This is a genomic window from Planctobacterium marinum (genome assembly GCF_020687805.1).
In the GTDB taxonomy this organism is placed as follows: Bacteria; Pseudomonadota; Gammaproteobacteria; order Enterobacterales; family Alteromonadaceae; genus Planctobacterium; species Planctobacterium marinum.
The window spans coordinates 390740-413931 of record NZ_JAJEWQ010000003.1 but is presented as its reverse complement, the minus strand read 5'-3'; the positions used below and the strand labels follow the sequence as shown (position 1 = coordinate 413931).

22 protein-coding genes and 1 pseudogene are annotated in these 23192 nt (G+C 48.3%); 17 read left to right on the top strand and 6 right to left on the bottom strand.

Annotated elements, in window-relative coordinates; translation table 11 throughout:
* Nucleotides 1–107 precede the first annotated feature (107 nt).
* From LJ740_RS11645 to LJ740_RS11595, 11 genes are all read left to right on the top strand, one after another.
* Entirely contained in the window at nucleotides 108–494 is a 387-nt protein-coding gene (locus tag LJ740_RS11645) for a hypothetical protein (RefSeq protein ID WP_229529262.1), read from the top strand.
* Complete coding sequence (locus LJ740_RS23300) at nucleotides 488–2026, top strand: alpha/beta hydrolase family protein (protein WP_229529261.1); 1539 nt, start codon at nucleotides 488–490, stop codon at nucleotides 2024–2026. The genes LJ740_RS11645 and LJ740_RS23300 overlap by 7 nt, the downstream gene beginning before the upstream one ends.
* A gap of 129 nt (nucleotides 2027–2155) precedes the next feature.
* The gene (locus LJ740_RS11635; protein ID WP_229529260.1) at nucleotides 2156–2512 is read left to right on the top strand and encodes a hypothetical protein; all 357 of its coding nucleotides are present in this window, start codon (nucleotides 2156–2158) and stop codon (nucleotides 2510–2512) included.
* A 215-nt stretch (nucleotides 2513–2727) separates the two neighbouring features.
* Nucleotides 2728–3177, top strand: a complete 450-nt coding sequence (gene nrdR, locus LJ740_RS11630) for a transcriptional regulator NrdR (RefSeq protein WP_229529641.1) — start codon at nucleotides 2728–2730, stop codon at nucleotides 3175–3177.
* Nucleotides 3173–4288 carry a bifunctional diaminohydroxyphosphoribosylaminopyrimidine deaminase/5-amino-6-(5-phosphoribosylamino)uracil reductase RibD gene (gene ribD / locus LJ740_RS11625; protein WP_229529640.1) on the top strand — a complete coding sequence of 372 codons (1116 nt, stop codon included), beginning with the start codon at nucleotides 3173–3175 and terminating at the stop codon, nucleotides 4286–4288. Before nrdR ends, ribD begins: the two co-directional genes overlap by 5 nt.
* A gap of 21 nt (nucleotides 4289–4309) precedes the next feature.
* Nucleotides 4310–4969 (top strand): riboflavin synthase, encoded by a 660-nt coding sequence (locus LJ740_RS11620; protein WP_229529259.1) that lies wholly within the window; start codon nucleotides 4310–4312, stop codon nucleotides 4967–4969.
* A gap of 97 nt (nucleotides 4970–5066) precedes the next feature.
* Nucleotides 5067–6176, top strand: coding sequence for a bifunctional 3,4-dihydroxy-2-butanone-4-phosphate synthase/GTP cyclohydrolase II (ribBA, locus tag LJ740_RS11615; protein ID WP_229529258.1), 1110 nt, complete (start codon nucleotides 5067–5069; stop codon nucleotides 6174–6176).
* A gap of 116 nt (nucleotides 6177–6292) precedes the next feature.
* Complete coding sequence (ribH, locus tag LJ740_RS11610; RefSeq protein ID WP_229529257.1) at nucleotides 6293–6766, top strand: 6,7-dimethyl-8-ribityllumazine synthase; 474 nt, start codon at nucleotides 6293–6295, stop codon at nucleotides 6764–6766.
* Nucleotides 6767–6769: 3 nt separating this feature from the next.
* On the top strand, nucleotides 6770–7198 hold the full coding sequence (gene nusB / locus LJ740_RS11605; protein WP_229529256.1) for a transcription antitermination factor NusB: 429 nt from the start codon (nucleotides 6770–6772) through the stop codon (nucleotides 7196–7198).
* 12 nt (nucleotides 7199–7210) lie between these two features.
* Nucleotides 7211–8176, top strand: a complete 966-nt coding sequence (gene thiL, locus LJ740_RS11600; protein WP_229529255.1) for a thiamine-phosphate kinase — start codon at nucleotides 7211–7213, stop codon at nucleotides 8174–8176.
* A 20-nt stretch (nucleotides 8177–8196) separates the two neighbouring features.
* Nucleotides 8197–8700 carry a phosphatidylglycerophosphatase A family protein gene (locus LJ740_RS11595; RefSeq protein ID WP_229529254.1) on the top strand — a complete coding sequence of 168 codons (504 nt, stop codon included), beginning with the start codon at nucleotides 8197–8199 and terminating at the stop codon, nucleotides 8698–8700.
* A gap of 32 nt (nucleotides 8701–8732) precedes the next feature.
* On the opposite strand, the gene dxs is transcribed toward LJ740_RS11595, so the two are convergent.
* From dxs to LJ740_RS11580, 3 genes are read right to left on the bottom strand one after another with little or no spacing between them, the layout of a single operon-like run.
* Nucleotides 8733–10607 carry a 1-deoxy-D-xylulose-5-phosphate synthase gene (gene dxs / locus LJ740_RS11590; RefSeq protein WP_229529253.1) on the bottom strand — a complete coding sequence of 625 codons (1875 nt, stop codon included), beginning with the start codon at nucleotides 10605–10607 and terminating at the stop codon, nucleotides 8733–8735.
* A gap of 17 nt (nucleotides 10608–10624) precedes the next feature.
* On the bottom strand, nucleotides 10625–11506 hold the full coding sequence (locus tag LJ740_RS11585; RefSeq protein ID WP_229529252.1) for a polyprenyl synthetase family protein: 882 nt from the start codon (nucleotides 11504–11506) through the stop codon (nucleotides 10625–10627).
* A gap of 5 nt (nucleotides 11507–11511) precedes the next feature.
* The gene (locus tag LJ740_RS11580) at nucleotides 11512–11763 is read right to left on the bottom strand and encodes an exodeoxyribonuclease VII small subunit (RefSeq protein ID WP_229529251.1); all 252 of its coding nucleotides are present in this window, start codon (nucleotides 11761–11763) and stop codon (nucleotides 11512–11514) included.
* A gap of 255 nt (nucleotides 11764–12018) precedes the next feature.
* Between LJ740_RS11580 and pomA the strand changes: the two are divergent.
* The 3 genes and pseudogenes from pomA to thiI all read left to right on the top strand — a co-directional run bounded on the left by pomA (nucleotide 12019) and on the right by thiI (nucleotide 15287).
* Nucleotides 12019–12784, top strand: a pseudogene (gene pomA / locus LJ740_RS11575) (flagellar motor protein PomA).
* A 13-nt stretch (nucleotides 12785–12797) separates the two neighbouring features.
* Nucleotides 12798–13739: a flagellar motor protein MotB gene (locus tag LJ740_RS11570; RefSeq protein WP_229529250.1), complete on the top strand. Its 942-nt coding sequence runs from the start codon at nucleotides 12798–12800 to the stop codon at nucleotides 13737–13739.
* Between the two features lie 93 nt (nucleotides 13740–13832).
* The gene (gene thiI, locus LJ740_RS11565; RefSeq protein WP_229529249.1) at nucleotides 13833–15287 is read left to right on the top strand and encodes a tRNA uracil 4-sulfurtransferase ThiI; all 1455 of its coding nucleotides are present in this window, start codon (nucleotides 13833–13835) and stop codon (nucleotides 15285–15287) included.
* A 7-nt stretch (nucleotides 15288–15294) separates the two neighbouring features.
* Here thiI and LJ740_RS11560 read toward each other — a convergent pair whose 3' ends face one another.
* From LJ740_RS11560 to LJ740_RS11550, 3 genes are read right to left on the bottom strand one after another with little or no spacing between them, the layout of a single operon-like run.
* On the bottom strand, nucleotides 15295–16170 hold the full coding sequence (locus LJ740_RS11560; RefSeq protein WP_229529248.1) for a ketopantoate reductase family protein: 876 nt from the start codon (nucleotides 16168–16170) through the stop codon (nucleotides 15295–15297).
* Nucleotides 16163–16894: a TIGR01621 family pseudouridine synthase gene (locus LJ740_RS11555; RefSeq protein ID WP_229529247.1), complete on the bottom strand. Its 732-nt coding sequence runs from the start codon at nucleotides 16892–16894 to the stop codon at nucleotides 16163–16165. Before LJ740_RS11555 ends, LJ740_RS11560 begins: the two co-directional genes overlap by 8 nt.
* Nucleotides 16895–16904: 10 nt before the next feature.
* Nucleotides 16905–17480, bottom strand: a complete 576-nt coding sequence (locus LJ740_RS11550; RefSeq protein ID WP_229529246.1) for an Hpt domain-containing protein — start codon at nucleotides 17478–17480, stop codon at nucleotides 16905–16907.
* Nucleotides 17481–17714: 234 nt separating this feature from the next.
* On the opposite strand from LJ740_RS11550, the gene LJ740_RS11545 reads away from it, so the two are divergent.
* From LJ740_RS11545 to LJ740_RS11535, 3 genes are all read left to right on the top strand, one after another.
* The gene (locus LJ740_RS11545) at nucleotides 17715–20588 is read left to right on the top strand and encodes a M16 family metallopeptidase (RefSeq protein ID WP_229529245.1); all 2874 of its coding nucleotides are present in this window, start codon (nucleotides 17715–17717) and stop codon (nucleotides 20586–20588) included.
* Nucleotides 20589–20797: 209 nt separating this feature from the next.
* The gene (gene gshA / locus LJ740_RS11540) at nucleotides 20798–22378 is read left to right on the top strand and encodes a glutamate--cysteine ligase (protein WP_229529244.1); all 1581 of its coding nucleotides are present in this window, start codon (nucleotides 20798–20800) and stop codon (nucleotides 22376–22378) included.
* Nucleotides 22379–22533: 155 nt separating this feature from the next.
* A complete protein-coding gene (locus LJ740_RS11535; protein ID WP_229529639.1) occupies nucleotides 22534–23142 on the top strand; it encodes a transglycosylase SLT domain-containing protein in 609 nt (202 codons plus the stop codon).
* The last annotated feature ends 50 nt before the right edge of the window (nucleotides 23143–23192 follow it).

Sequence of the window (23192 nt, the reverse complement as noted above, 5' to 3'; positions counted from 1 at the left end):
ACAAATCTTTCAAAAGCCAGCTTATGCTGGCTTTTTGTTAGCCTTTCTTTATTGCCTGCTATTTATTAAAATCCACGTCGTTTTCTAGTATTAACCAGGGAAAGGTCGTGAAAAAGTTAATCCTGTCTTTTATCTGCGCGTTGTTTTGCCTTAAAGCGATAGCTTCAGATTCATTAGTACCACTAGATATTTACGGCGCACTGCCGAATGTCAGCATGATGGAAGTATCACCCAGCGGTAAACTAATTGGTTATCGAATGGCCAAAGAAAATCGTGAAATGTACATCATTCATGATTTGGAAAATAACAAGATGCTGAGAGGGGTTGATATCTCCCGTATTCGTCCCAGCCACGCCTGGTTTGTGGACGATGACACCCTGATCCTGGTGGCCGTAGACAATCCCGTATCTTTGGTTTTCGCGGCCGACACGATATCAGTGCTGCCTATTCATTTAAAATCACTGAAAACCGGGTACGCCAGATACTGGTGTTAGGGGAAGGCATTTACAAAGGCCAATCGGATTTAGGCACCATTGTGGGGTTGAGCAGCGACGGTAAGTATGCCTACATGCCTGCCTGGCATACAGAGAGTGCCTATGCCCTGATGAAAGTGAAACTCTCTGGTCGGCGCACGCCACGACCGGTAAAAAGAGGCGTTCATGACGCTATCGATTATTTTATTCACAACGACAAAATGATTGCCAGAGAGCGTTACAATAACAAAACAAATCAGCATCGGGTCGATGTATTGATTGATGATGACTGGCAGAAAATTTTTCAGGAGGAAACCGAAGTTCGCACCCGATCTTTTGTGGGGCTTACCGCGGATTTAAACAGTCTGGTGATGTTAACCAAGGGGGAAAATGGTCGCCGCGCCTATTTCACGATGGCGCTAAAAGACGGCACCGTGTCAGGACCAATTTTTAATCCGGAAGACAAAGATGTGGGGTATGTGCTGACTGATCACAACCGCGTTGTACACGGTGTCAGTTATGCTGGGTTTAAGCCCAGTTATGATTTTTTTGATCCCACAGTGCAAAAAGTCGTGGATCAGGTCATTAAAGATTTACCGGACCATTCGGTCACTTTGGTGAGCTATTCACCTGACTGGCAACACATGATTTTTATGCTGGAGGGTATTGATAGTCCGGGGGATTACTATCTCTACAGCAAAGGCGAGTTTAAGTTTATCGCTTCCGGTCGACCTGACTTAGCGGTAAATCAAATTAATCAGGTTTTTCAGACGGAGATAAAAGCCAGAGATGGTCTGCGCCTACCTACTCTGTTAACGCTACCGGCGGTGGAAGAATTAAAGAACTTACCGGCGATTATGTTGCCACACGGTGGCCCTGAATCTTATGATCGCATTGAATTTGACTGGTTGGCTCAGTATTTTGCCAGTCGCGGTTACCTGGTGATGCAACCGCAGTTTCGCGGGTCCCGTGGTTTTGGCGCAGAGTTTACCCTGAAAGGACGCGGTGAGTGGGGCCGTAAAATGCAGGACGATTTAACTGATACAGTAAATACCCTGGTAAAATCCGGTTATGTTGACCCCAATCGGGTGTGTATTGTCGGTGGCAGTTACGGAGGCTATGCCGCCCTGGCCGGCGCGGCGTTTACACCGGATCTGTACCAATGCGCCGTATCCTTAAATGGCGTCGCAGACATCGAACGCATGTTGCGGGATGAACGCTATGACTATGGCAGCGATCACTGGGTAGTAGCCTACTGGCAAAAACTCATTTCTGAAGGTGAAGTTGATGAAGACCATATCGAGGCAATTTCACCGATAAATCATGCAGATAAAATTAAAATTCCGGTGTTACTTATTCATGGTACGCAAGATGAGGTGGTACCGGACCACCAGTCTGAAAACATGTTTGATGAGCTGGAACATACCGATGTCGATGTAAAATATGTGGAGCTGGAAGAAGGGGATCATTACCTCAGCAAAGCAGAGCACCGTATGGCGGCCCTTAAGGCTATCGATGATTTTATCAATCGACATTTGCCGGTAACCCGCTGAGTAACAGATGCAGAGCATGAAACTGTGGCGTACTGACTTTTTAAACCAGCCCGTTGCTAAAGCAATTTTGCAATTTACTCAGTTTCGGTTATGTTGTGTTAATAAGTTTGACAGTAAAACATTGATAGAATGACAGAAATAACAACCCTGCCGGAAGATCAGAAGCTACATGTGTTGTTTCGCGTTGAACCCGGTTGTATGGGACCGGCAGGTATTGATCATATTCAGGACTACTGTAAGTACGCGCAGCAAAGGGTGCAGAACCTGCATTCTGACTTCGTCAGATGGGAGATTGTTGCACGTATGAACAAGAAATTGCCGGAAATGCAGTTTCGGGCACTGAATAAGAACCTGACACACGCACAGGCAGAAAAATACCTGGCGATATTCGGACAAAATCTCGAGGAATTTGAAGAACATCTGCACGATATGTTGGCGATATTAGTGGATGAGTTTTGGGAAAAGGACGTCAAACGGGGGCTTTAATATGCAAGGCAAAGAGCGTCAGAATTTGCTTTGCTGAACGCTGGTTTTAAGCTTCCATCACTATCTGCTGTGCCCGGGACTACACGTGCCTGACAAAATATCTGTTAAGCATTCACATTCGGTATAAATAGTCTGTTCGTTTGAGCCTTGAAAAAAGCGTTTTTACACCTATATCAGAACCGCGTTTATTGTTAGTTACTCAGGATCACGCCAGCATGATTTGCCCGTTTTGTATGACCCAGGAAACAAAAGTGATTGATTCCCGACTCGTCTCCGAAGGCCACCAGGTGCGCCGTCGTCGGGAATGCACAAATTGTCATGAGCGTTATACCACGTTTGAGATAGCCGAATTGGTGATGCCTCGTATTGTTAAGCGCGATGGTAAACGCGAGCCCTTTAATGAAGATAAGCTCAGAGCGGGGATGCAACGGGCACTGGAAAAGCGTCCGGTGAATACCGAAAAAATTGAACAAAGCATCCACCGCATTAAATCCCATTTACGTGGTACCGGCGAAAGAGAAATCAGCAGTGAGCTGGTGGGAAATCTGATAATGGCCGAGCTGATCGAACTGGATAAGGTGGCCTATGTGCGGTTTGCGTCTGTGTATCGCTCCTTTGAAGATATCAAAGAGTTTAGTGAAGAAATCGCTCGCCTCGGAGATTAGTATGTTTTCTGATATCGACGCCAGACACATGGCCAGCGCCCTGAAATTAGCGGAACAGGGCCGCTATACTACTTCTCCCAATCCCAATGTCGGCTGTGTTCTGGTGGCAGAAAACGGTGACATTATTTCAGAAGGCTTTCATTTAAAAGCCGGTGGCCCCCACGCCGAAGCAGAAGCACTAAACAAGGCGAATAACCGCGCCCGGGGGGCAACCGCTTATGTAACCCTGGAACCCTGTTCCCATCATGGGCGCACGCCGCCTTGCTCTGATGCGCTGATAAAGGCGGGGGTGCGACGGGTTGTAGTGGCAATGCAGGACCCGAATCCCAAAGTGGCCGGAAACGGCATTAAAAAGATGCGTGACGCGGGTATTCAGGTGGACATTGGTTTAATGGAAACTCAGGCTACCGCGTTAAATAAGGGGTTCTTCAAGCGACAGTTGCAGGGCTTACCCAGAGTCACATTAAAGATGGCCGCGTCTTTGGACGCAAAAACCGCCCTGTCCAATGGCGTTAGTCAGTGGATTACCGGCACCGCGGCACGTCGTGATGTGCAGGAACACAGAGCGCGCAGTTGCGCCATTGTGAGTGGATCGGGTACGGTGTTGGCGGATAACCCGGCTCTGACGATCAGGGCTGACGAACTTCCCGGATCAGTGCAACAACAATACCCCGGTGATATCCGCCAGCCATTGCGGGTGATTCTGGATGGCCGTAATCAGCTGCACCCGGCACTTAAGGTCTTCGCCGATAACCGTGTTTTGGTGGTTAACCGCCAGCCGAATCCGTTGCTAACCCAGGCCGGAATCGAGCAGTGGCAAGCGCCAACGTCAGCGGATAAGATTGATTTACACGCAGTTTTAACCTGTCTGGCGCAGCGACAAATTAATGATGTTTGGCTGGAAGTGGGCAGTCGTCTTGGGGGGGCATTTGTGCAGGCCAATTTAGTGGATGAGCTGATTGTCTATTTAGCACCGAAGCTAATGGGCAGTGCAGGCTTTAGTCTGTTGCAATTACCCGAATTTAAATCAATGGATCAGGTGCCGGAAATGCGTTTTTCAGACACCCGAATGGTGGGCGAAGATTTGAAAATCACCGCCCACTTTGTATAAACAAAAATCAGAGGAGTCACCGTGTTTACCGGAATCATCGAATCTGTTGGCAGTATTGCTTCAATGCAGGCCCGGGGGAGTGATATGCGAGTCAGCATTAATGTTGGCAAGCTGGATATGGCTGATGTGCAATTAGGTGATAGCATTGCCACCAATGGTGTGTGTCTGACGGTTGTAGAGTTCTCCGCGCAACACTATGTTGCTGATGTATCCATGGAAACCATCAAGCGCACCGGATTTGCGGCGTATCAACAAGGTATGGCTGTGAATCTGGAAAAGGCCCTGATGGCAACATCCCGGCTGGGCGGACATATCGTCAGTGGTCATGTCGATGGCGTGGGCGAAATTGCCAGTATCGAGAACACCGGTCAGACCTGGGAGATTTGGGTGAAAGCGCCGGATAATCTGGCGCGCTACATCGCTGAGAAAGGCTCGATTACCGTAGATGGTGTCAGTCTGACCGTCAATGATGTGCAGGGCGCTAAGTTTAAGCTGACATTGGTACCGCACACATTGCAGGAGACCATCATCCAACATTATCAAACCGGCACCCGGGTTAATTTGGAAGTGGATGTGATCGCCCGCTATCTGGAACGGCTGATGTTGGGCGATAAAGCGGCCGAGACCACAGGAAATGCGATTAATCTGTCGTTTTTAGCTGAAAATGGTTATCTACGATAGTACAATTCGCCACCGCAATTGTTCGCAATAAAAATCTGGCTGGTGAATGCAGACGCACTACATTCACTGTGCCATCAACCCTACAGTAAATTAAATTATGTCATTACACAGCACAGAAGAAATCCTCGAAGATATTCGCAACGGTAAAATGGTCATCCTGATGGATGACGAAGATCGTGAAAATGAAGGCGATATCATCATGGCCGCAGAACATGTTACGCCGGAAGCGATTAACTTTATGGTAACTCATGCCAGAGGACTGGTGTGCTTACCTATGACCCAGGAGCGCTGCAAAAAGTTAAAATTGCCATTAATGGTGGAAAACAATGGCGCACAGTTTTCCACTAATTTTACCGTATCGATTGAAGCCGCTGAAGGGGTTGTTACCGGGATTTCAGCCGCTGATCGGGCCCGAACCATTTTGGCTGCCGTTGCGCCCGACGCGGTGGCGACAGATATTGTTCAGCCAGGCCACATATTCCCGCTGATTGCCAAAGAAGGCGGGGTGCTCAACCGGGCTGGTCATACTGAAGCCGCGGTAGATTTGGCGCGTTTGGCGGGCTGTGAACCGGCTGGCGTGATCGTGGAAGTGCTCAACGACGATGGCACCATGGCGCGCCGCCCGGAGTTGGAAGCCTTTGCCAAAAAACACGATCTGAAACTGGGCACAATTGCCGATCTCATCGAATACCGCAATATCAACGAAGCTACAGTCGAGCAGGTGGCCACCTGCAAATTGCCCACCGAACACGGGGAATTTGAACTGGCTACCTTTAAAGACACTATCGACAATCAGGTACACTTCGCGTTGTGTAAAGGCAATATCACACCGGAAGAGCCCACCCTGGTAAGGGTTCACTTGCGCAATACCTTCAGTGATGTGCTGGGTTCAGGCCGTTCTATTGATCGCTCCATGGATTTACCGCAAGCCATGAAACGCATTGCCGCTGACGGTGGCGTATTGTTGATCTTAGGCCGTGAAGAAACCAGTGACGAGCTGGTACACGTGGTACAGCAATTTGAAGCTGAAGACAAAGGCGAGAAGGCGGTCACTAATTTGTGGAAGGGCACTTCCAGAACCGTTGGTGTCGGTTGTCAGATTTTAAAAACACTGGGTGTGCAGAAGATGCGATTGCTCAGTAAACCGGTTAAATATCATGCCTTGTCCGGGTATGGTTTAGAAGTGGTAGAAACGCTTTCTGACTAAAGATTGAAGACCCGGCAGGGTCTGATGAAATAATACAAAAAATCCGGTGAATAGCGGGCAGGTGTGGTAGAATCCGCGCCAGCCAAATTCCGGACCAATTATTGAGGCAAGATTATATGAACATTGTGGAAGGTAATATCAGAGCCACAGGCAAAAAATTCGCCATTGTGGTGTCGCGTTTTAACAGCTTTGTTGTTGACCATCTGGTCGAAGGTGCGATTGACACCCTGGACAGAGCAGGTGAAGTGAATGAGCAAGATATTACAGTCATTAAAGTACCGGGTGCGTACGAGTTACCCCTGGTGGCTAAAAAGGCCGCAGAAAGTGGTAAATTTGACGCCATTATTGCCATTGGTGCGGTGATCCGTGGTGGCACTCCCCATTTTGATTTTGTTGCCGGAGAATGTAATAAAGGCCTGGCACAGGTGTCTTTAGAGTTCGGCATTCCGGTTGCCTTTGGTGTGATCACCACAGACAGTATTGAGCAGGCGATTGAGCGCTCAGGTACCAAAGCAGGCAACAAAGGTGCAGAAGCGGCGCATTCCGCCCTGGAAATGGCCAACGTTATTGACCAGTTGGCTGGAGTATAAGTCGTGAAAGTAGCCGGACGTAAAAAAGCCAGAGAACTGGCGATGCAAGCCATCTATTCCTGGCAGATGACGGGTAACCCGGTTTCTGAAATCGAGTTAAATGTCGCCACACAACAAGATATGAATAAAGTGGACATGAGCTTCTTTCAGGAAGCATTGCGCTATGTCGCTGAGCATGTCGATGAGTTGGACGACAGCTATAAACTGTATGTAACAGACCGTCCAATAAGCGAGATTGACCCGATTGAAAAGGCTATTTTACGCCTTGCTGCCTTCGAACTGACACAACGCCTCGACGTACCCTACAAAGTGGTTATCAATGAAGCCATTGAGTTGGGTAAACAGTTTGGTGCGGCTGACAGCCACAAGTTTATCAACGGGGTACTGGACAAAGCCGTCCGCCTGTTGCGCAAGGATGAAGTTAAGCGCTAATCCGGTGAAAATGTGAAAGAATTTGATATTATCAAAAGCTACTTCCTGTCTAAAAGCTATCAGCGCCGGGATGTTCAGCTTGGCATAGGCGACGACTGTGCGCTCACAACAGTACCCGAAGGGCAACAGTTAGTGACCACTACAGATACCCTGGCCGAGAGTGTGCACTTTCCGAAAAATACCTCTGGCAGGGCTGTAGCTCATAAGGCTCTATCGGTAAATCTGAGCGATCTGGCGGCCATGGGTGCCGAACCGGCCTGGATCAGTTTGTCTTTGTCTATTCCGCAATACGATGAAACCTGGCTCAGGGATTTTTCCTTGTGCCTGCAGGAACTCACTGATTACTACTCTATTCAGTTGATTGGCGGTGATACGGTGCAGGGGCCTTTGTCCATCACCATTACTGCACAAGGTTTTATTCCTGAAGGTCAGGCGTTAATGCGCTCCCGGGCAAAACCCGGCGACTGGATTTATGTCACCGGCACGCTGGGGGATGCTGGACTTGGTCTGGATCTGTTGCAAAACCTGAAACCGGCAGAGCCGATACATCGCAATTTTCTGATCGACCGGCTTAACTTTCCGACCCCGCGATTGCTGGTAGGCACAACACTGAGACGTATCGCGACCTCCTGTATCGATTTGTCAGACGGGCTAAAATCTGATCTGCAACATATCTTGTTTGCTTCCCAAACTGGTGCTCAGGTGGACGTAACGCGTTTACCCTTGTCAGAAGCGATGCTGGCTACAGTCGGTCAGGAAGAAGGGATTCGATACGCCCTGACATCGGGTGATGATTATGAGTTACTGTTCACGGTAGCGGATGAGCAAAAAGGCAGCCTGGAAACCGCGCTGGCCAATTGCAACGTTTCGGCAACCTGTATCGGACGCATAAACGGCGTTGCTGAAAAAATGGAACTCACCAAAGGTGACAAACCCTTCCATTTGCCGGAAAACGGTTTTCAACACTTTAATCACTAACGTCAGGAGTTACCGCTGACATGGATCGCGCCACTAAAAAAACGGCTCTGAAAAAGCTCAGGCTGAGCAATCCATGGCACTTTCTGGCGCTGGGCTTTGGCAGTGGACTGGCGCCATTTATGCCGGGCACTTTCGGCACCTTAGCGGCGCTGCCTTTCGTCTTTTTATTACCCTTGTTGCCGGTGTCGGGTCAGGTGGCCCTGGTGTTGGCGGTTTCACTGATTGGTATTTACATTTGTGAAGTCGCTTCAAGAGACATGGGCGTTCACGATCATTCTGCAATCGTCTGGGATGAAGTGGCTGGTATGATGATCACCATGATTGCCGTACCGCTGAGCATCACTAATCTCGCAGTTGGTTTTCTGGTGTTTCGTTTATTCGATATCCTGAAACCCTGGCCTATCAGTTACTTTGACAGGCAGGTTCATGGCGGACTGGGCATAATGTTGGACGATATTATTGCTGGCGTATTGTCGTTACTGACCATGCAGGCTCTGTTACATTACGGCTTGCTGACCGTCTGAAACAAGGCACAACCCGTTGCAGAGGCGCTGAGTTATGCGCCCAGCGTTTGCAAGAATGACTGCACTTTATGGGTAATGCCCTGGGTATCCAAACCTAACTCCTGATACATTTCTTCCTGCGTGCCCTGCATAATAAATTCATCCGGTATGCCGAGGTGCAGCACTTTTACCATCTGCGGCTGGCTGTTAATGTATTCTGCAACAGCACTTCCAGCACCTCCGGCAATGGCATTGTCTTCCAGGGTCACAATCAGGCTGTGAGTTTTGATCACCTCCTGAATGGCATTCTCATCTAATGGCTTAACAAATCGCATGTCTACCAAGGTGGCGTTAAGTGCGTCTGCGGCCGCTTCGGCATAGGGCAATAAGGTGCCGAAGTTCAACAGGGCAACCTTCTCGCCATCCTTCAGTTTACGCGACTTACCGATGGCCAATTGGTTCATGGTGGCACTGACCTCAATACCTTTACCCGCACCTCTGGGGTAACGCACCGCAGCAGGTTGTTGCAACAGGTGGCCGGTATACAACATATCGCGGCACTCCTGTTCATCGCCAGGTGTCATAATCACCATATTAGGAATGCAGCGCAAATAAGAAATATCAAAAGCACCCTGATGGGTGGGGCCATCAGCGCCCACTATGCCAGCTCTGTCTATGGCAAACAGCACCGGCAGGTTCTGTAAAGCAACATCGTGGATCAGCTGGTCATACGCCCGCTGTAAAAAGGTAGAATAAATAGCCACTACGGGGTTTAAGCCATCAATGGCCAGTCCGGCTGCAAGGGTCACAGCGTGTTGCTCGGCAATCGCCACGTCAAAATATTGCTCTGGATATTGCTGTGAAAACTGAACCAGTCCTGAGCCTTCCCGCATGGCCGGTGTTATGCCCATGAGTTTTTTGTCCTGAGCGGCCATGTCGCAAATCCAGTCACCAAACACCTTGCTGAAGGTGGGGGCACTGCCACTGGACTTGGGTAAGGCATTTTCCGCCGGATTAAATTTTGGTACAGCGTGAAATTTAATCGGATCTTTTTCTGCTTCTTCGTAACCCTTGCCCTTTTTGGTGACCACATGCAGTATCTGTGGGCCTTTGAGGTTGCGCATATTAGTGAGGGTATCCACCACGCCGTTAACATCGTGACCATCAATTGGCCCGATATAGTTAAACCCCAATTCTTCAAAAATAGTGCCCGGTACCACCATGCCTTTGATGTGCTCTTCTGCACGGCTGGCAAATTCTTTGATGGGTGGGACATTTGACAGCAGTTTTTTGCCTCCGTCGCGGATGGAGTTAAAGAAACTCCCGGTCAGCAGACGGGCAAGATGGCTGTTCAGAGCGCCCACGTTTTCCGAAATGGACATTTCATTGTCATTTAGGATAACCAGCATGTCTTTGCTGATGTCACCACCGTGGTTAAGCGCTTCAAATGCCATACCGGCGGTCATAGCGCCGTCACCGATTACGGCAACAACTTTGCGACCTTTTTGCTCTTTTTCCGCGGCGATAGCCATGCCCAGAGCAGCGGAAATGGAGGTGGAGGAGTGACCCACTGCAAAGGTGTCGAATTCACTTTCCGGTGGCCAGGGAAACGGATGCAGCCCGCCCTTTTTACGGATACTGGTAATGCGATCGCGCCGCCCGGTTAAAATCTTATGTGGATAAGCCTGATGACCTACATCCCACAACAAGCGGTCAAAAGGCGTGTTATAGGCATAATGTAACGCCACAGTCAGCTCAACGGTACCTAATCCAGAGGCAAAATGACCACTACTTTGACTGACGCTGGCTAACAGGTAAGCTCTTAATTCATCGGCCACCTGCTTCAGGTCTTCTTTGGGTAAAAGCCTTAAATCTTCAGGGCTATGAATCTTAGCCAGTAAAGGGTAATGAGAAATATCCAGGGTCATGTTAGGTAAAGAGTGCCTTAGTGGTTACGACTAAACAGGTAATCGGTGAATGATAGCAAAATTTCTGTGTTGTAAGGTAGTGCTAACAAGGCCTGTTTAGCTTCGTCGTGTAGTTGTTGTAAGTATTGTTTAGCGCCAGCCATGCCCATTAATGCCGGATAGGTGTTTTTATCAGCACTAATATCTGAACCCTGAGGTTTACCCAGTTGCTCGGTACTGCCTTCAATATCCAAAATATCATCCTGGACCTGAAAGCCCAGGCCAATTGCCTGGCTAAATTTATGCAACAATTCGTTTTCGTGAGCTGGTAGCCCCGCCAACTGGGTTGGAAAACGGATGCTGGCATTTATCAGTGCACCGGTTTTCAGGCGGTGCATCAATTCCAAATCTTGTTGGGCGATGGACTTTCCTGCCTGAAACAAATCCACCGATTGCCCCCCACACATGCCCTGTAACCCGGAGGCAGAGCTCAGTATCCGAATCGCGCTGATGGCTTCACTGGCAGTCAATTGAGGTGCCTGACTAATTATCTCAAACGCCATGGTCTGTAACGCATCACCGGCTAAAATTGCAATATCTTCACCATACACAATGTGGCAGGTGGGTTTACCGCGGCGCAGGTCGTCATTATCCATAGCGGGTAGGTCATCATGGATCAGTGAGTAGGTGTGAATACATTCAACTGCGGCTGCAAAATGCAGCATTTTTTCATGTGGCAGGTGCAACATTTCCGCGCTGGAAAGTGCCAGGAAAGACCTGACCCGTTTACCGCCGGAAAACAAACTATAGCCCATAGCCTTTTGTAGTTCACCGGGTAGCATCGGGTATTCACCCAACACCTTTTCCAGCAAATGCGTGATTTCTTCGGCGTAGCGCGACGCGGCGGTTTTCCATTTCATAGCGGTCAGTTTTGATCCGGGGATTCTTCAAACGATTGCAGGGTCATGTCATCATCCGTTTGGGTCAGTATCCTGACACGTTGCTCTGCTGATTTTAACTTTTCCTCGCAGTCCCGTACCAATTTTATGCCCTGCTCAAAAGAACTCAATGCGTCTTCCAGGGACAATTCGCCTTGCTCCATTGCGCTCACTATTTTTTCCAGTGACTGCAAGGATTGCTCGAAACTGGTATCGGTATTCCTGTTGTCGGTCGTCATTTCGTTCGCTCTGCCAGAATGTGAAGGCGCAAGATACATAAGCAAAAACCAGGGGTCAATTAAAATTCTGGCGCCGTTGCAGAGACCAGAATACCAGCATTCCTGAAATAAAATGATTTTATTCCTCTGGAAAAATGTCACTTTGCCGATAGAATGGTTGTTAAGTCAGCAACTTAATGCATGAAGTAAAGCAATAAAATGCGCCAGAGGTTGGTGTTGTTGACCATCAGATTATAATTATTCGGGGAGGACAGTGTGGATCTGGCAACGCTAATAGGCATGATAGGCGCCATTGGTTTTGTAGTGATGTCCATGGTGATGAGTGGCGAGATGGGCATGTTTATCAATGTTCCATCATTACTTATCGTATTTGGAGGCACTATTTTTGTCGTACTGTCACAGGTAACCTTAGGGCAATTTTTTGGCGCAGGTAAAATTGCTGCAAAAGCTTTTATGTTTAAAATTGAAGCCCCGGATGAGTTAATTCAGAAAATTGTTGAAATGGCTGATGCCGCCAGAAAGGGGGGGGTTTTTGGCGCTTGAAGAAGCGGAAATCGAAAATTCATTTATGCAAAAGGGCGTAGATATGCTGGTGGACGGTCACGATATCGATGTTGTGCGCACTACGTTGCACAAAGATATTTCGTTAACTACTGAAAGACATGAATTTGGCGCCACTATATTCAAAGGCATGGGTGATGTTGCACCTGCGATGGGTATGATCGGCACACTAATAGGTTTGGTGGCCATGCTATCTAATATGGATGACCCTAAAGCCATTGGGCCGGCGATGGCGGTGGCACTTCTGACCACACTGTATGGGGCGTTTTTTGCCAACGTTATTTGTTTACCGGTAGCGACTAAACTGGGAAACCGCAAAGACGAAGAGAAGGTAAATCAAAGTCTGGTATTAGATGGCATTATTGGTATTGCCGATGGGCAAAACCCCAGAGTTATCGAAGGTATTCTGAAAAGTTACCTTGCTTCCACAAAACGCGGTGCGGCTAAGCCCGAAGATTAATTGAGTAAAGTCAATGAGTGAAGAAGCTGAAGAATGTCCCAAATGCCCCCCCGAAGGCCTGCCCGCCTGGATGGGAACATTCGCTGATCTGATGTCACTGTTAATGTGCTTCTTTGTACTGTTGTTGGCGTTCTCAGAAATGGATGTACTCAAGTTTAAGCAAATTGCCGGTTCTATGAAATTTGCGTTTGGTGTGCAAAACAAGATAGAAGTTAAAGATATCCCCAAAGGCACCAGTGTTATTGCCATGGAATTCCGTCCTGGCAGACCTGATCCCACTCCCATAGAAAATATCCAACAGCAAACCATTGAAATGACTCAGCAAATGCTGGAGTTTCAGGCTGGCGATGAAGACTCAGCCGGTGGCCGTCAGAAACAGCGGGGACAGGAGCGAGGTGGTCAGGCGCAGCAAACGGCTACTGATTCATCCTCTTCTTCGCCTACGCAACCTCAGAGTCAGGAACAGATCAACGAAAACATGAAAAAAGTTGCTGAAAAGCTGCAACAGGAAATTGTGGACGGCTCCATCGAGATGGAATCCCTGGGTCAGCAAATCGTAATACGCATTCGGGAAAAAGGGTCCTTCTCGGCGGGTTCGGCGTTTTTACAGCCGCAGTTTATTCCGGTGATTCAAAAAGTCGGCGCTCTGTTGGTGGATATGCCCGGTGAAATTGCGGTGTCAGGTCACAGCGACAGCCAGCATATTTCTAATGAGTTATATCGTTCAAACTGGGATCTGTCTTCGCAGCGGGCGGTCGCAGTGGCCGAAGTCCTCAGATTAGTGCCGGGGTTCGATGAAGGTCGCATGGAAGTCGTGGGACGAGCCGACACCCAACCGCTGGAAATGCCTGGTCAGGAGTCTGATGACAACCGCAACCGTCGGGTTGAGATCGCCATTAATCAGGGCAAGCCTAAATTCTCTGAACCTATCTCGATATCAGAAGAAGAATCCTAAGCCAATCAACGGGTTTTCCGGGACCGGACAATATAAGGTTTACTGGGATTGCGATGAGAGTATAATCGGCGCTTTTTTCGGCCGGAGAGAGACGTGAGATTCCTGGTAAAGCTACATCCTGAGATCACCATCAAAAGTAAAGATGTGCGAAAGCGCTTTATTCGTTTACTGGAATCCAATATACGTCTAATCCTCGGGCAAAACCACATTCCCTGCGCGATTCAGAATCAGTGGGATAAAATTCTGGTTAATATCAAATCGGATGCCGCCCGCTTTGGTGAACGGGCAGAATACCTGTTGGCCCGGATACCCGGTATTGACCAATGTCTGGTGGTTCAGGAATCTGAATATACCGATATGGATGACATTTACCAGCAGGTAAAAGCGGTTTGGCAGCATCAATTAAAAGGCAAGACCTTTGCCGTGCGGGTTAAACGCAAAGGCGATCAGCCTTTCTCCTCAACGGAAGTGGCAGCTTACGTTGGTGGCGGAATCAATCAGTTTTGTGAAACCGGCGGCGTCAAATTAAAGCACCCGGATGTCACCATTAGCCTGGAAATCGACCGCAACAAACTCATTCTGGTAGAACGCAAATTTAAAGGCCTTGGCGGTATGCCATTGCCCAGCCAGGAAGATGTATTGTCACTGATGTCCGGCGGATTCGATTCCGGTGTTGCCAGTTACCAGATGATACGGCGCGGTGCGAAAACGCATTTTTGTTTTTTTAACCTGGGTGGCAGAGAGCATGAAATTGGCGTGCGGGAAGTCAGCCATTATTTGTGGAAAAACTACAGCCCATCTCATCGGGTAAAATTTATTGCGGTGGACTTTGAACCCATTGTTGCTGATATTCTGCAGAATGTGGAAAACGGCTACATGGGGGTGGTTTTAAAACGCATGATGCTAAGAGCAGCCAGCATTGTGGCCGATAATTTGCAAATCAATGGTCTGGTAACCGGTGAGTGTCTGGGTCAGGTATCCAGTCAAACGTTAAGTAATTTGTATGTCATTGATCAGGCCACCAGCAAACTGGTAGTGCGGCCGCTGATTTGTTCAGATAAAAGCGACATCATCGATGTTGCCCGTAAAATCGGTACCGAAGATTTTGCCAAATCTATGCCGGAATACTGTGGTGTAATCTCCATCAAACCCAATGTCAGAGCGCCTCTGGACAAGGTTTTGGAAGAAGAAACCAAATGTGATCTAAGCCTGATTGACAAGGTGGTTGCCGACGCGAATGTTGAAGATATTAAAAACCTGGGTGAAAAAAGTGAGCAACAAATCGTTGCTGTTGAATCCAGTAATCAGCTGGCCCCCGGCGACGTGTTGCTGGATATTCGCGCCCCTGCTGAGCGAGATCACAACCCTCTGCAAATCGAACACTGCAGCATGGCACACATTCCTTTTTACAAGTTGTCCTCAGAGTACAGTGAGCTGGATCAGACAAAAACCTATTACCTCTACTGCGATCGCGGTGTGATGAGCAAAATGCAGGCGTTGGTGTTAAAAGAACGTGGCTTTGACAACGTGAAAGTTTATCGGCCCTGATTATTGCCTATACAGATTCCAGTTGTCGGATCTGAGCATACAACGCCTGGTGTGCCGTCAGGGTGATACCGTGGCTGGCCGCTACCTGCAGCAAGTAGCCATTGATGTAATCAATTTCCGTTGGACGTTTAAAATGTATGTCCTGATGCATGGATGAATAGTTTTCGGCAGTCATTGCAATGACCTGGCTCACATTGTGCTCTAAATCGGACTTTTCGAAAGTTAGCTTTTCTGCCTGAGCAACAAGCAGAAACTCGTCCAGTAGTTGCGCAATAAGTTGCTGATAGTGTGGCGATTGTAAGCCACCGTTTGCAATATTATGGATCGCGGTCAGCGGATTGATAACACAGTTGATTGCCAGTTTATTCCACAGCGGGATGCGAATATCTCGATGCCATTCACATGGGGATAACAACCGGTTGAACAGCGCTTCAGTTTCTTGTTTAACCTGATCGCCAGGCGTTCGCAACCAGCCAGCCTGACTGTTGCCATACCCGGTTTCCAGCACGGTATCCTGTTGCTTTTTGGCTGCCCGGTTGGTGGTGAGTCTCACCAACGGATTGTCGGGGAATGCATTCAGAGCCAGCGTTTCTGTGCCAATACCATTGTGTAACAGCGCTATGCAACAGCTTGTGGGAATATGTTCAGCAAACTCATCCAACGCCGGGGCTATTTGCCAGGCTTTCAGGGGCAAAATCAAGATATCGGGTGCCTGGCCTTTTCCCTGCTGGAACTGGTGCTGTTTCCCGTCTTTCATTGTGATAGATAAAGGTGTAGTCACCGCGTCTCGCCACCACATTTGAAAAGCAATATTCTGTTCGATGCATCTGGCAGCCAGCAAGGTGCCTATGGCTCCACGCCCCACAATGGTCAGATTAAGCACCGCTGCCACCGCTGATACGTTTGAGCTTGCTGTCGGGCCAGCTGAAGTGTTCCGCAACCGGTGAGATAGCGCTGACTTTGTGTAAAAATTCAGGAGTCTGGAAGTGTTCTCCCGAATCGGGCAAACAGTGAAAGTGGAAATCTTCGCCGTTCAGTGAAAAGCCGATTTGCCAGGCGTGCAGATAGGTTCGGTCTGCTTGCAGGCCGCCGTAGTGACTGTCTCCCAATATTGTACTGCCTAAACTATTGAGTACCACCCGCAATTGATGGGTTTGTCCGGTGTAGGGCTTTAAAACTTGCAGGCGCAGTCCATTACCAATGCCCGTATCATAAAAGTGGGTTACGGAAGGGTTTACCTGACTTCGCGTTAGTGTCCATTTGCCTGAGCGGACTTTCTTTAAATCGCCAATGACCGAGCCCTGGCGTTTTTTCGGGCGTTTATCACACAAGGCAAGATAATACTTGGTAATTTCACGTCGCTCGAACTGTGCCCCTAACTGACTGGCTGTGGGTTTATTACGGGCGACAATCAAACAACCCGAGGTGACCTGATCCAATCGGTGCACCAGCCACAGCGAATCAGTATCTAATTGGGCTTTTAACAAGGTCATCAGGCCGTTGATGTCACCTTGCTGATGCACAGAAATCCCGGCGGGCTTGTGAACGATAAAAAAATCCCGGTGTTCAGCTAACATCGGGATTTCAGCATTGACTAAATGTGACACAAAATCAGCATCAATTATTCAATAACTCAATGGCGGTAGGGTAGTCCAGGTCACTGATTGCCTGCGTTAATTCGGCTTGTTTGGCGGTGTCTATGCCCGCATCGGCCATTAGCCGGGCCAGTTTTTCGGCATCGATGAACTCAAAGTTCTCTAACAAGCTTTGTAGTTCCGCTTTGGCGTCATTGTCTGTGGCGCTGCCGGAGTCTGCTGCCGGAGCCTCATCGGTGTCTACCGGGTCACCGGACTTAAATCTTTCCAGAGCTGCAAATGTGTCAGTCATCACCGTGGAAAACTCCGCCAAACAGGCATCAAAATTCGCGTCAGAAGCTTTGAACATTTCCTCCAGGTCTTTGCTGGCGTGATGCAGTTTCCACAACCCCAGATTACCTGCCACACCTTTGATGGTGTGTGCTTTGGCCTTGCCGGTTGCCATATCCTGTTGCTGAATAGCGTCACTCAACTCCTGGCTGACGGATGCGTAATCTGAACTAAATCGATCTAACATTTTGATCAGCAACTCTCTGTTGCCGCTTAATTGGTTTAACCCAAACTCGGTGTCAAATAATGTGTTTTTGTCCTGATTCATAAAACGCCTCTGCAGAAATCCGTGCTGTCCAATTTCGTCATTTTTGAGCTTTGTGACGAAAATTGCAACCTGTTTAGTTGTTTGCTGCACCGCAAACCGGCATTGCCACGCCATCCATATTGAACCCGGTGAGATTATTGTCGACGCCTAAACGCAGAGAATGTTACATATTGGCGGTTCTCAGCTACCGTGACAGATGTCATTATTAGCAGTAGTAAATATAAGGATTGATGAATGTCGTTGAAATACACCCCGTTATTGGTACTAACTGTACTGTTTCTGGCAGCCTGTCAACACGCAGGCTCTTACCGTTCACAACAAGCCCCGCAAGATGCCATACCCGCCGGCATCTCATTGCTCGCAGACAACAGCGAGGTTTCAGGGGATTACCGCATTCCCTACAAGAAATTCCAGCTTGATAATGGCTTAATTGTATTGTTGCATCAGGACGCTTCAGATCCGTTGGTTCATGTGGATGTCACCTATCATGTGGGGTCTTCACGGGAAGCGCCAGGAAAGTCCGGTTTTGCTCATTTCTTCGAACATATGATGTTTCAGGGGTCGGAAAACGTTGCGGATGAACAACACTTTGAGCTGATCACCGAAGCCGGTGGTGATATGAATGGCACCACCAATTCCGATCGCACCAATTACTATCAAACAGTGCCGGCTAATCAACTGGAAAAGGTACTCTGGTTAGAAGCAGACCGCATGGGATTTTTGCTAAACGCCGTTACCCAACAAAAATTCGAAGTACAGCGTGAAACAGTTAAAAATGAACGGGCTCAACGGGTGGATAACCAGCCTTATGGGTTGCGCTCGGAAAAAATAGCCGAGGCACTTTATCCCGCGCAGCATCCTTACAATTGGCCTGTGATTGGTTACATCGAAGATCTGAATCGCGTTGATGTGAATGATCTAAAAGCTTTCTTTCAGCGTTGGTATGGCCCCAATAATGCGGTTTTGAGCATTGGTGGCGACATAGATGAAGCGCAGGTTCTGAGTTGGGTCAGTAAATACTTTGGCAGTATTCCCCGTGGGCAGGAAGTGGAAAAGCTCCCTAAGATGCCGGTGACATTGCAGGAAGAACGCTATGTAACCATTGAAGACGATGTGCACTTGCCACTATTACAAATGACCTTTCCCACTGTGCATGTGCGCCATGAAGATGAAGCCCCATTGGATGTGCTGTCAGATATTCTGGGGGGCGGTAAAACCTCGCTGTTTTACAAAAATCTGGTTAAAGGCGGTTGGGCTGTACATGCCGGGGTAGGGCACCCATGTCGGGAACTGGCCTGTGAATTTGAATTGATTGCCTTACCTAACCCACAACGCGTGGCGTCGTTAGCTGAATTGCAAAAGATCATGCAGGACACTTTACTGGAGTTTGAGCAGCGCGGTGTCAGTCAGGACGATCTGCAGCGCACTAAAGCCGCCATCAAATCCGGCACTGTGTTCGGGTTGCAAAGTGTCGCTGGTAAAGTCAGCACTCTGGCGTCCAATCAGATCTTTGAGAATGAGCCTGACATGGTGGCATACGATCTGGAGCGATATAGTCAGGTAACTGAAGAAGATGTGATGCGGGTATATCGGCAGTATCTGAAAAATAAAGCCAGTGTGATTTTAAGTATTGTTCCCCGTGGGCAAATTGCAATGCAGGCCAGTGTGCCATCGTTTGAACCCGGAGCCCGGGAAATTGCCCAACCGTCTGCCTCTGAATTTAGTGCAGCCAAAGCCCCCAAGGATGACTTTGACCGCGCTATTGTGCCGCGACCTGGCCCAAATCCCGCTGTTAAGGTACCAGATTTCTGGCAAACCACGCTGGCCAACGGCATCAGTCTGATGGCGCATGAATCGCATGAAACACCTACGCTGACCCTGGTACTCAATCTGGAAGGTGGCCCGCTTTTGGACCCAATTGATAAAGCCGGGCTGGCCAGTGTTACCGCGATGATGATGTCAGAAGCGGCGCAAAACTTCAGTAACGAAGATATGGCCAATGAATTAGCAAAACTGGGCAGTAGTATCAGCTTTTCAGCGGGTGGCCGGTTTACTTCTGTAGTGGTTAATAGCTTGCAGGAAAACGTCCCGGCAACGCTGGCATTGCTGGAGGAAAAGCTTTTTCGTCCGGCCTTTAACGAAGATGATTTTCTGCGTCTTCAGGCACGCTTAATACAGTCTTTGCAGCAGGCAGATAAAAATCCCGAAACGCTGGCTGCCAAAGCGGTTTCGAAAGTACTTTACGGTGAAAATAATCGCATTAGTTTGCCCGACAGTGGCACAGTTACTACCATCAGCAATATTACACTGGCGGATGTGCAGCAGTTTTACCAGCAATATTACAATGGCCACATGGCCAGTGTGGTTGCGGTAGGCAGCCTGGCGAAAAAGTCTTTGTTAGCGAGTTTGCAGTTTTTGGCCGGGTGGCGCACTGAGCCTTATCAAATTCCGGATTATGAGCCTTTCCCAGGATTACAGGACAAAGCGGTTTATCTGGTCAATGATCCTGACGCGGCACAATCAATTGTGTCCATTGTTAAGCCGTTCCTGGCCTATGATGCCACAGGCGAACACTTTAAAACTAACCTGATGAACTTTCCGCTGGGAGGCATGTTTAACAGTCGTATTAATCTGAACCTCAGAGAAGATAAGGGTTACACCTACGGCGTCCGCAGCGCTTTTGCCGGAGGTAAAACTCTTGGCCAGTTTAAGGCCGGGGGGGCAATTAACAAGGAACACACAGTCGCGGCACTGGAGGAATTGTTTGCCGAAATCGACACGTATCGACTCAACGGGATGACCGGGTCCGAATTGCAATTCATGCGTCGTGCCTATACCCAGGGCGACGCGTTAAAGTATGAAACTCCGGGCAGCAAGGCGGGTTTTTTACGACATATGTCGGTGTATGGACTGGATAAATCTTACCCTGATCAGCAAAATAACATTATCGCCAGTATCTCTTTGCAGGAACTCAATGCTCTTGCAGATAAACATCTGGACAGCGATAGTATGCAGGTGGTGCTGGTGGCTGATGTCGCCACTCTGGGCGAACAAATTACGCAGTGGGCCAAAACCCGAAACAGAAAAATCATACATCTGGAAATTTAATTACGGGTATACATATCCTTGAATTGGGGTGGAACTGATGCCCTGGCCTGTGGCATTGCGCTGCCAGTGACGTTTCTGTTTTATAACGAAATGTGCCGGGCAATGAATAACAGGCCCTGGTAAGCCCTTGAAATAACCGATATGCTCCGCATATCAGGTTTGCCGTAGAAAAGCCGCAATGATACGCGGTGAGATTATAGGAACTGGTTTTGCAGAGCACAGATAAAGCATTTTTTAAACGGTTAACAATTTTACAGCAGCCGCATGTAGCATCCACGTTGAGAGATATTCAGCATGGTATTGAACGCGAGAGTCTGCGCATCAATGCTGATGGCACTCTTGCCACCAGTGATCACCCTGCAACATTGGGCTCGGCGTTAACCCACCATTTCATTACAACGGATTTTTCAGAATCGTTAATGGAATTTATCACGCCACCGGAACGCGATACCTATAAAACCCTGGAGCAATTGCAAGACATCCATAAGTTTGTAGTACAGAACATTGGTGATGAAATGCTCTGGCCTATGAGTATGCCTTGCTTTATCAAAAACGAAGATGAAATTCGTCTTGCCTACTACGGCGAATCCAATGTCGGGCGAATGAAGACACTTTATCGTCAGGGACTGAAAAATCGCTACGGTAGCATGATGCAGGCCATTGCCGGGGTTCATTTTAATTTTTCTATGCCTTGTCATTTCTGGACCCCCTATCTGTCTGAAGCCATGGGGCAAAGCTGTACTCAGGAAAATATTTCTGCGGCGTACCTTGGGATGGTGCGCAATTATCGTCGTATTTGCTGGTTGATCCCTTATTTGTATGGTTCCTCGCCGGCACTGTGTGGATCGTTTTTAGCCGGTAAGCATTCAGCATTGCCGTTTGAGCAAATTGGCAAAGGCTCAGTGTATCTCAAAGGAGCGACATCGCTGCGTATGAGTGATCTGGGTTATACCAACAACGCCCAGTCGGGCTTACAGATTTGTTATAACGAACTGGATGAATATGTCGCCTCATTGCGCAAAGCTATTCAAACTCCCTCTGCGAAATTTGAAAAATTCAGTGGCAAACTGAACGGCAAGTTTCAGCAATTGAACAGCAATGTCTTGCAGATAGAAAATGAGCTTTATTCACCTATCCGGCCGAAGCAGCCCACGCGCAGTTTGGAAAAACCAACAGATGCCCTGCGGGACCGCGGTATCAGTTATATTGAAGTGAGAGCGTTAGACGTCAATCCCTTCTCTCCGGTTGGTGTTGAAGCGCAACAATTGCACTTTTTAGACGTGTTCTTATTGCATTGTTTATTGCGACCCAGTGCGCCGTTTGCGGACGGTGATTTCGAGGAGTCTGAAGCGAATATTAAAGTGGCCGTGGAAACCGGGCGTAGTCCACAAGCGACCCTGAGCCGTGAAGGTCAGCCTGTGTTATTACGTGACTGGGCGAAACAACTGGTAGCTGAGATGCAACCAATCGCCGAGTTACTGGATAGCGTTAACCGTTGTAAAGATTATACCCAGGCTTTAGCGGCAGAAATGGAAAAGATTCTGGAGCCAGATCTGACGTTATCGGGGCGCATTCTGACCCTGCTCAGAGACGATAAAATGGATAATGGTGATTTAGCCATACATCTGGCACAGCAACATAAACAGACCCTGAAAGATACACCGTATAAGGTTCATGACGATGAGTTTTTCCGTCAGCAGGCGGTGTTATCGGATCAGGCGCGTGCCAAAATAGAAGCCAATGACAAGGTGGATTTTGATACCTTTATGCAGCAACAGTTTGGTGTATAACGGATACAGAGGATATTTTCCGGAACTAAACGCAAAAAAAAACGCCTGACAGCAAGGTCAGGCGTAAGTTACTTCCAGGGAAAACACAATAACTAGAACACACATGAATTAGGACGTCGTAAGTGAGCAAAAAGTTCCTGAAAGATGCAAAAAAAATTAAAAAAAATTTTATTGTGTTCCTGATTACACTTTTGTGTGTGGCGTGCAGCACAACACCGCCGAAAAACAAAAATGACCTGTGTAAGATCTTCGAAGAGAAAGACGACTGGTATGACGCCGCCGTCGACATGAAGGAAAAGTGGGGCGTACCCATTCACGTTCCCATGGCCATGATGTATCAGGAGAGTTCTTTTCGGGATGATGCCCGGCCGCCCCGCGACTATGTCTTTTTTGGGTTGATCCCATGGGGCAGGGTCAGCTCTGCGTACGGCTATTCACAGGCAAAAACGCCCACCTGGGCTGACTATATTCGCGAAACAGGCAACTCCGGCGCAGACCGTGATGATTTTGAAGACGCCATTGATTTCATGGGTTGGTTTATCAGTAAAACATATAAAATCAACGGTATATCCAAGTGGGATGCGTATGCCCAATATCTTAATTACCACGAAGGATGGGGGGGATATAAACGCAAATCCTATCTGAAAAAAGCCTGGTTGGTGGATGTCTCAAAGAAGGTTAAAGCACGTTCGTTGCGCTATGCAAAACAACTTAAGAGTTGTGAAGAGGAATTAAACAGCGGCTGGTTCTTTGGCATTTTTTAATCGTTAGGGTGGGGATACAAATTGGTGTGAGAGCATGAATGCTTATATCT

Bases quoted from the DNA above. Each gene is read 5' to 3' on its own strand.
- ribBA (WP_229529258.1), top strand. From the start codon at position 5,067: ATGTCATTACACAGCACAGAAGAAATCCTCGAAGATATTCGCAACGGT.
- LJ740_RS11585 (WP_229529252.1), bottom strand. From the start codon at position 11,506: ATGAAATGGAAAACCGCCGCGTCGCGCTACGCCGAAGAAATCACGCAT.
- dxs (WP_229529253.1), bottom strand. From the start codon at position 10,607: ATGACCCTGGATATTTCTCATTACCCTTTACTGGCTAAGATTCATAGC.
- LJ740_RS11595 (WP_229529254.1), top strand. From the start codon at position 8,197: ATGGATCGCGCCACTAAAAAAACGGCTCTGAAAAAGCTCAGGCTGAGC.
- ribH (WP_229529257.1), top strand. From the start codon at position 6,293: ATGAACATTGTGGAAGGTAATATCAGAGCCACAGGCAAAAAATTCGCC.
- LJ740_RS11550 (WP_229529246.1), bottom strand. From the start codon at position 17,480: ATGAATCAGGACAAAAACACATTATTTGACACCGAGTTTGGGTTAAAC.
- LJ740_RS11545 (WP_229529245.1), top strand. From the start codon at position 17,715: ATGTCGTTGAAATACACCCCGTTATTGGTACTAACTGTACTGTTTCTG.
- nrdR (WP_229529641.1), top strand. From the start codon at position 2,728: ATGATTTGCCCGTTTTGTATGACCCAGGAAACAAAAGTGATTGATTCC.
- LJ740_RS11635 (WP_229529260.1), top strand. From the start codon at position 2,156: ATGACAGAAATAACAACCCTGCCGGAAGATCAGAAGCTACATGTGTTG.
- LJ740_RS11570 (WP_229529250.1), top strand. From the start codon at position 12,798: ATGAGTGAAGAAGCTGAAGAATGTCCCAAATGCCCCCCCGAAGGCCTG.
- LJ740_RS11580 (WP_229529251.1), bottom strand. From the start codon at position 11,763: ATGACGACCGACAACAGGAATACCGATACCAGTTTCGAGCAATCCTTG.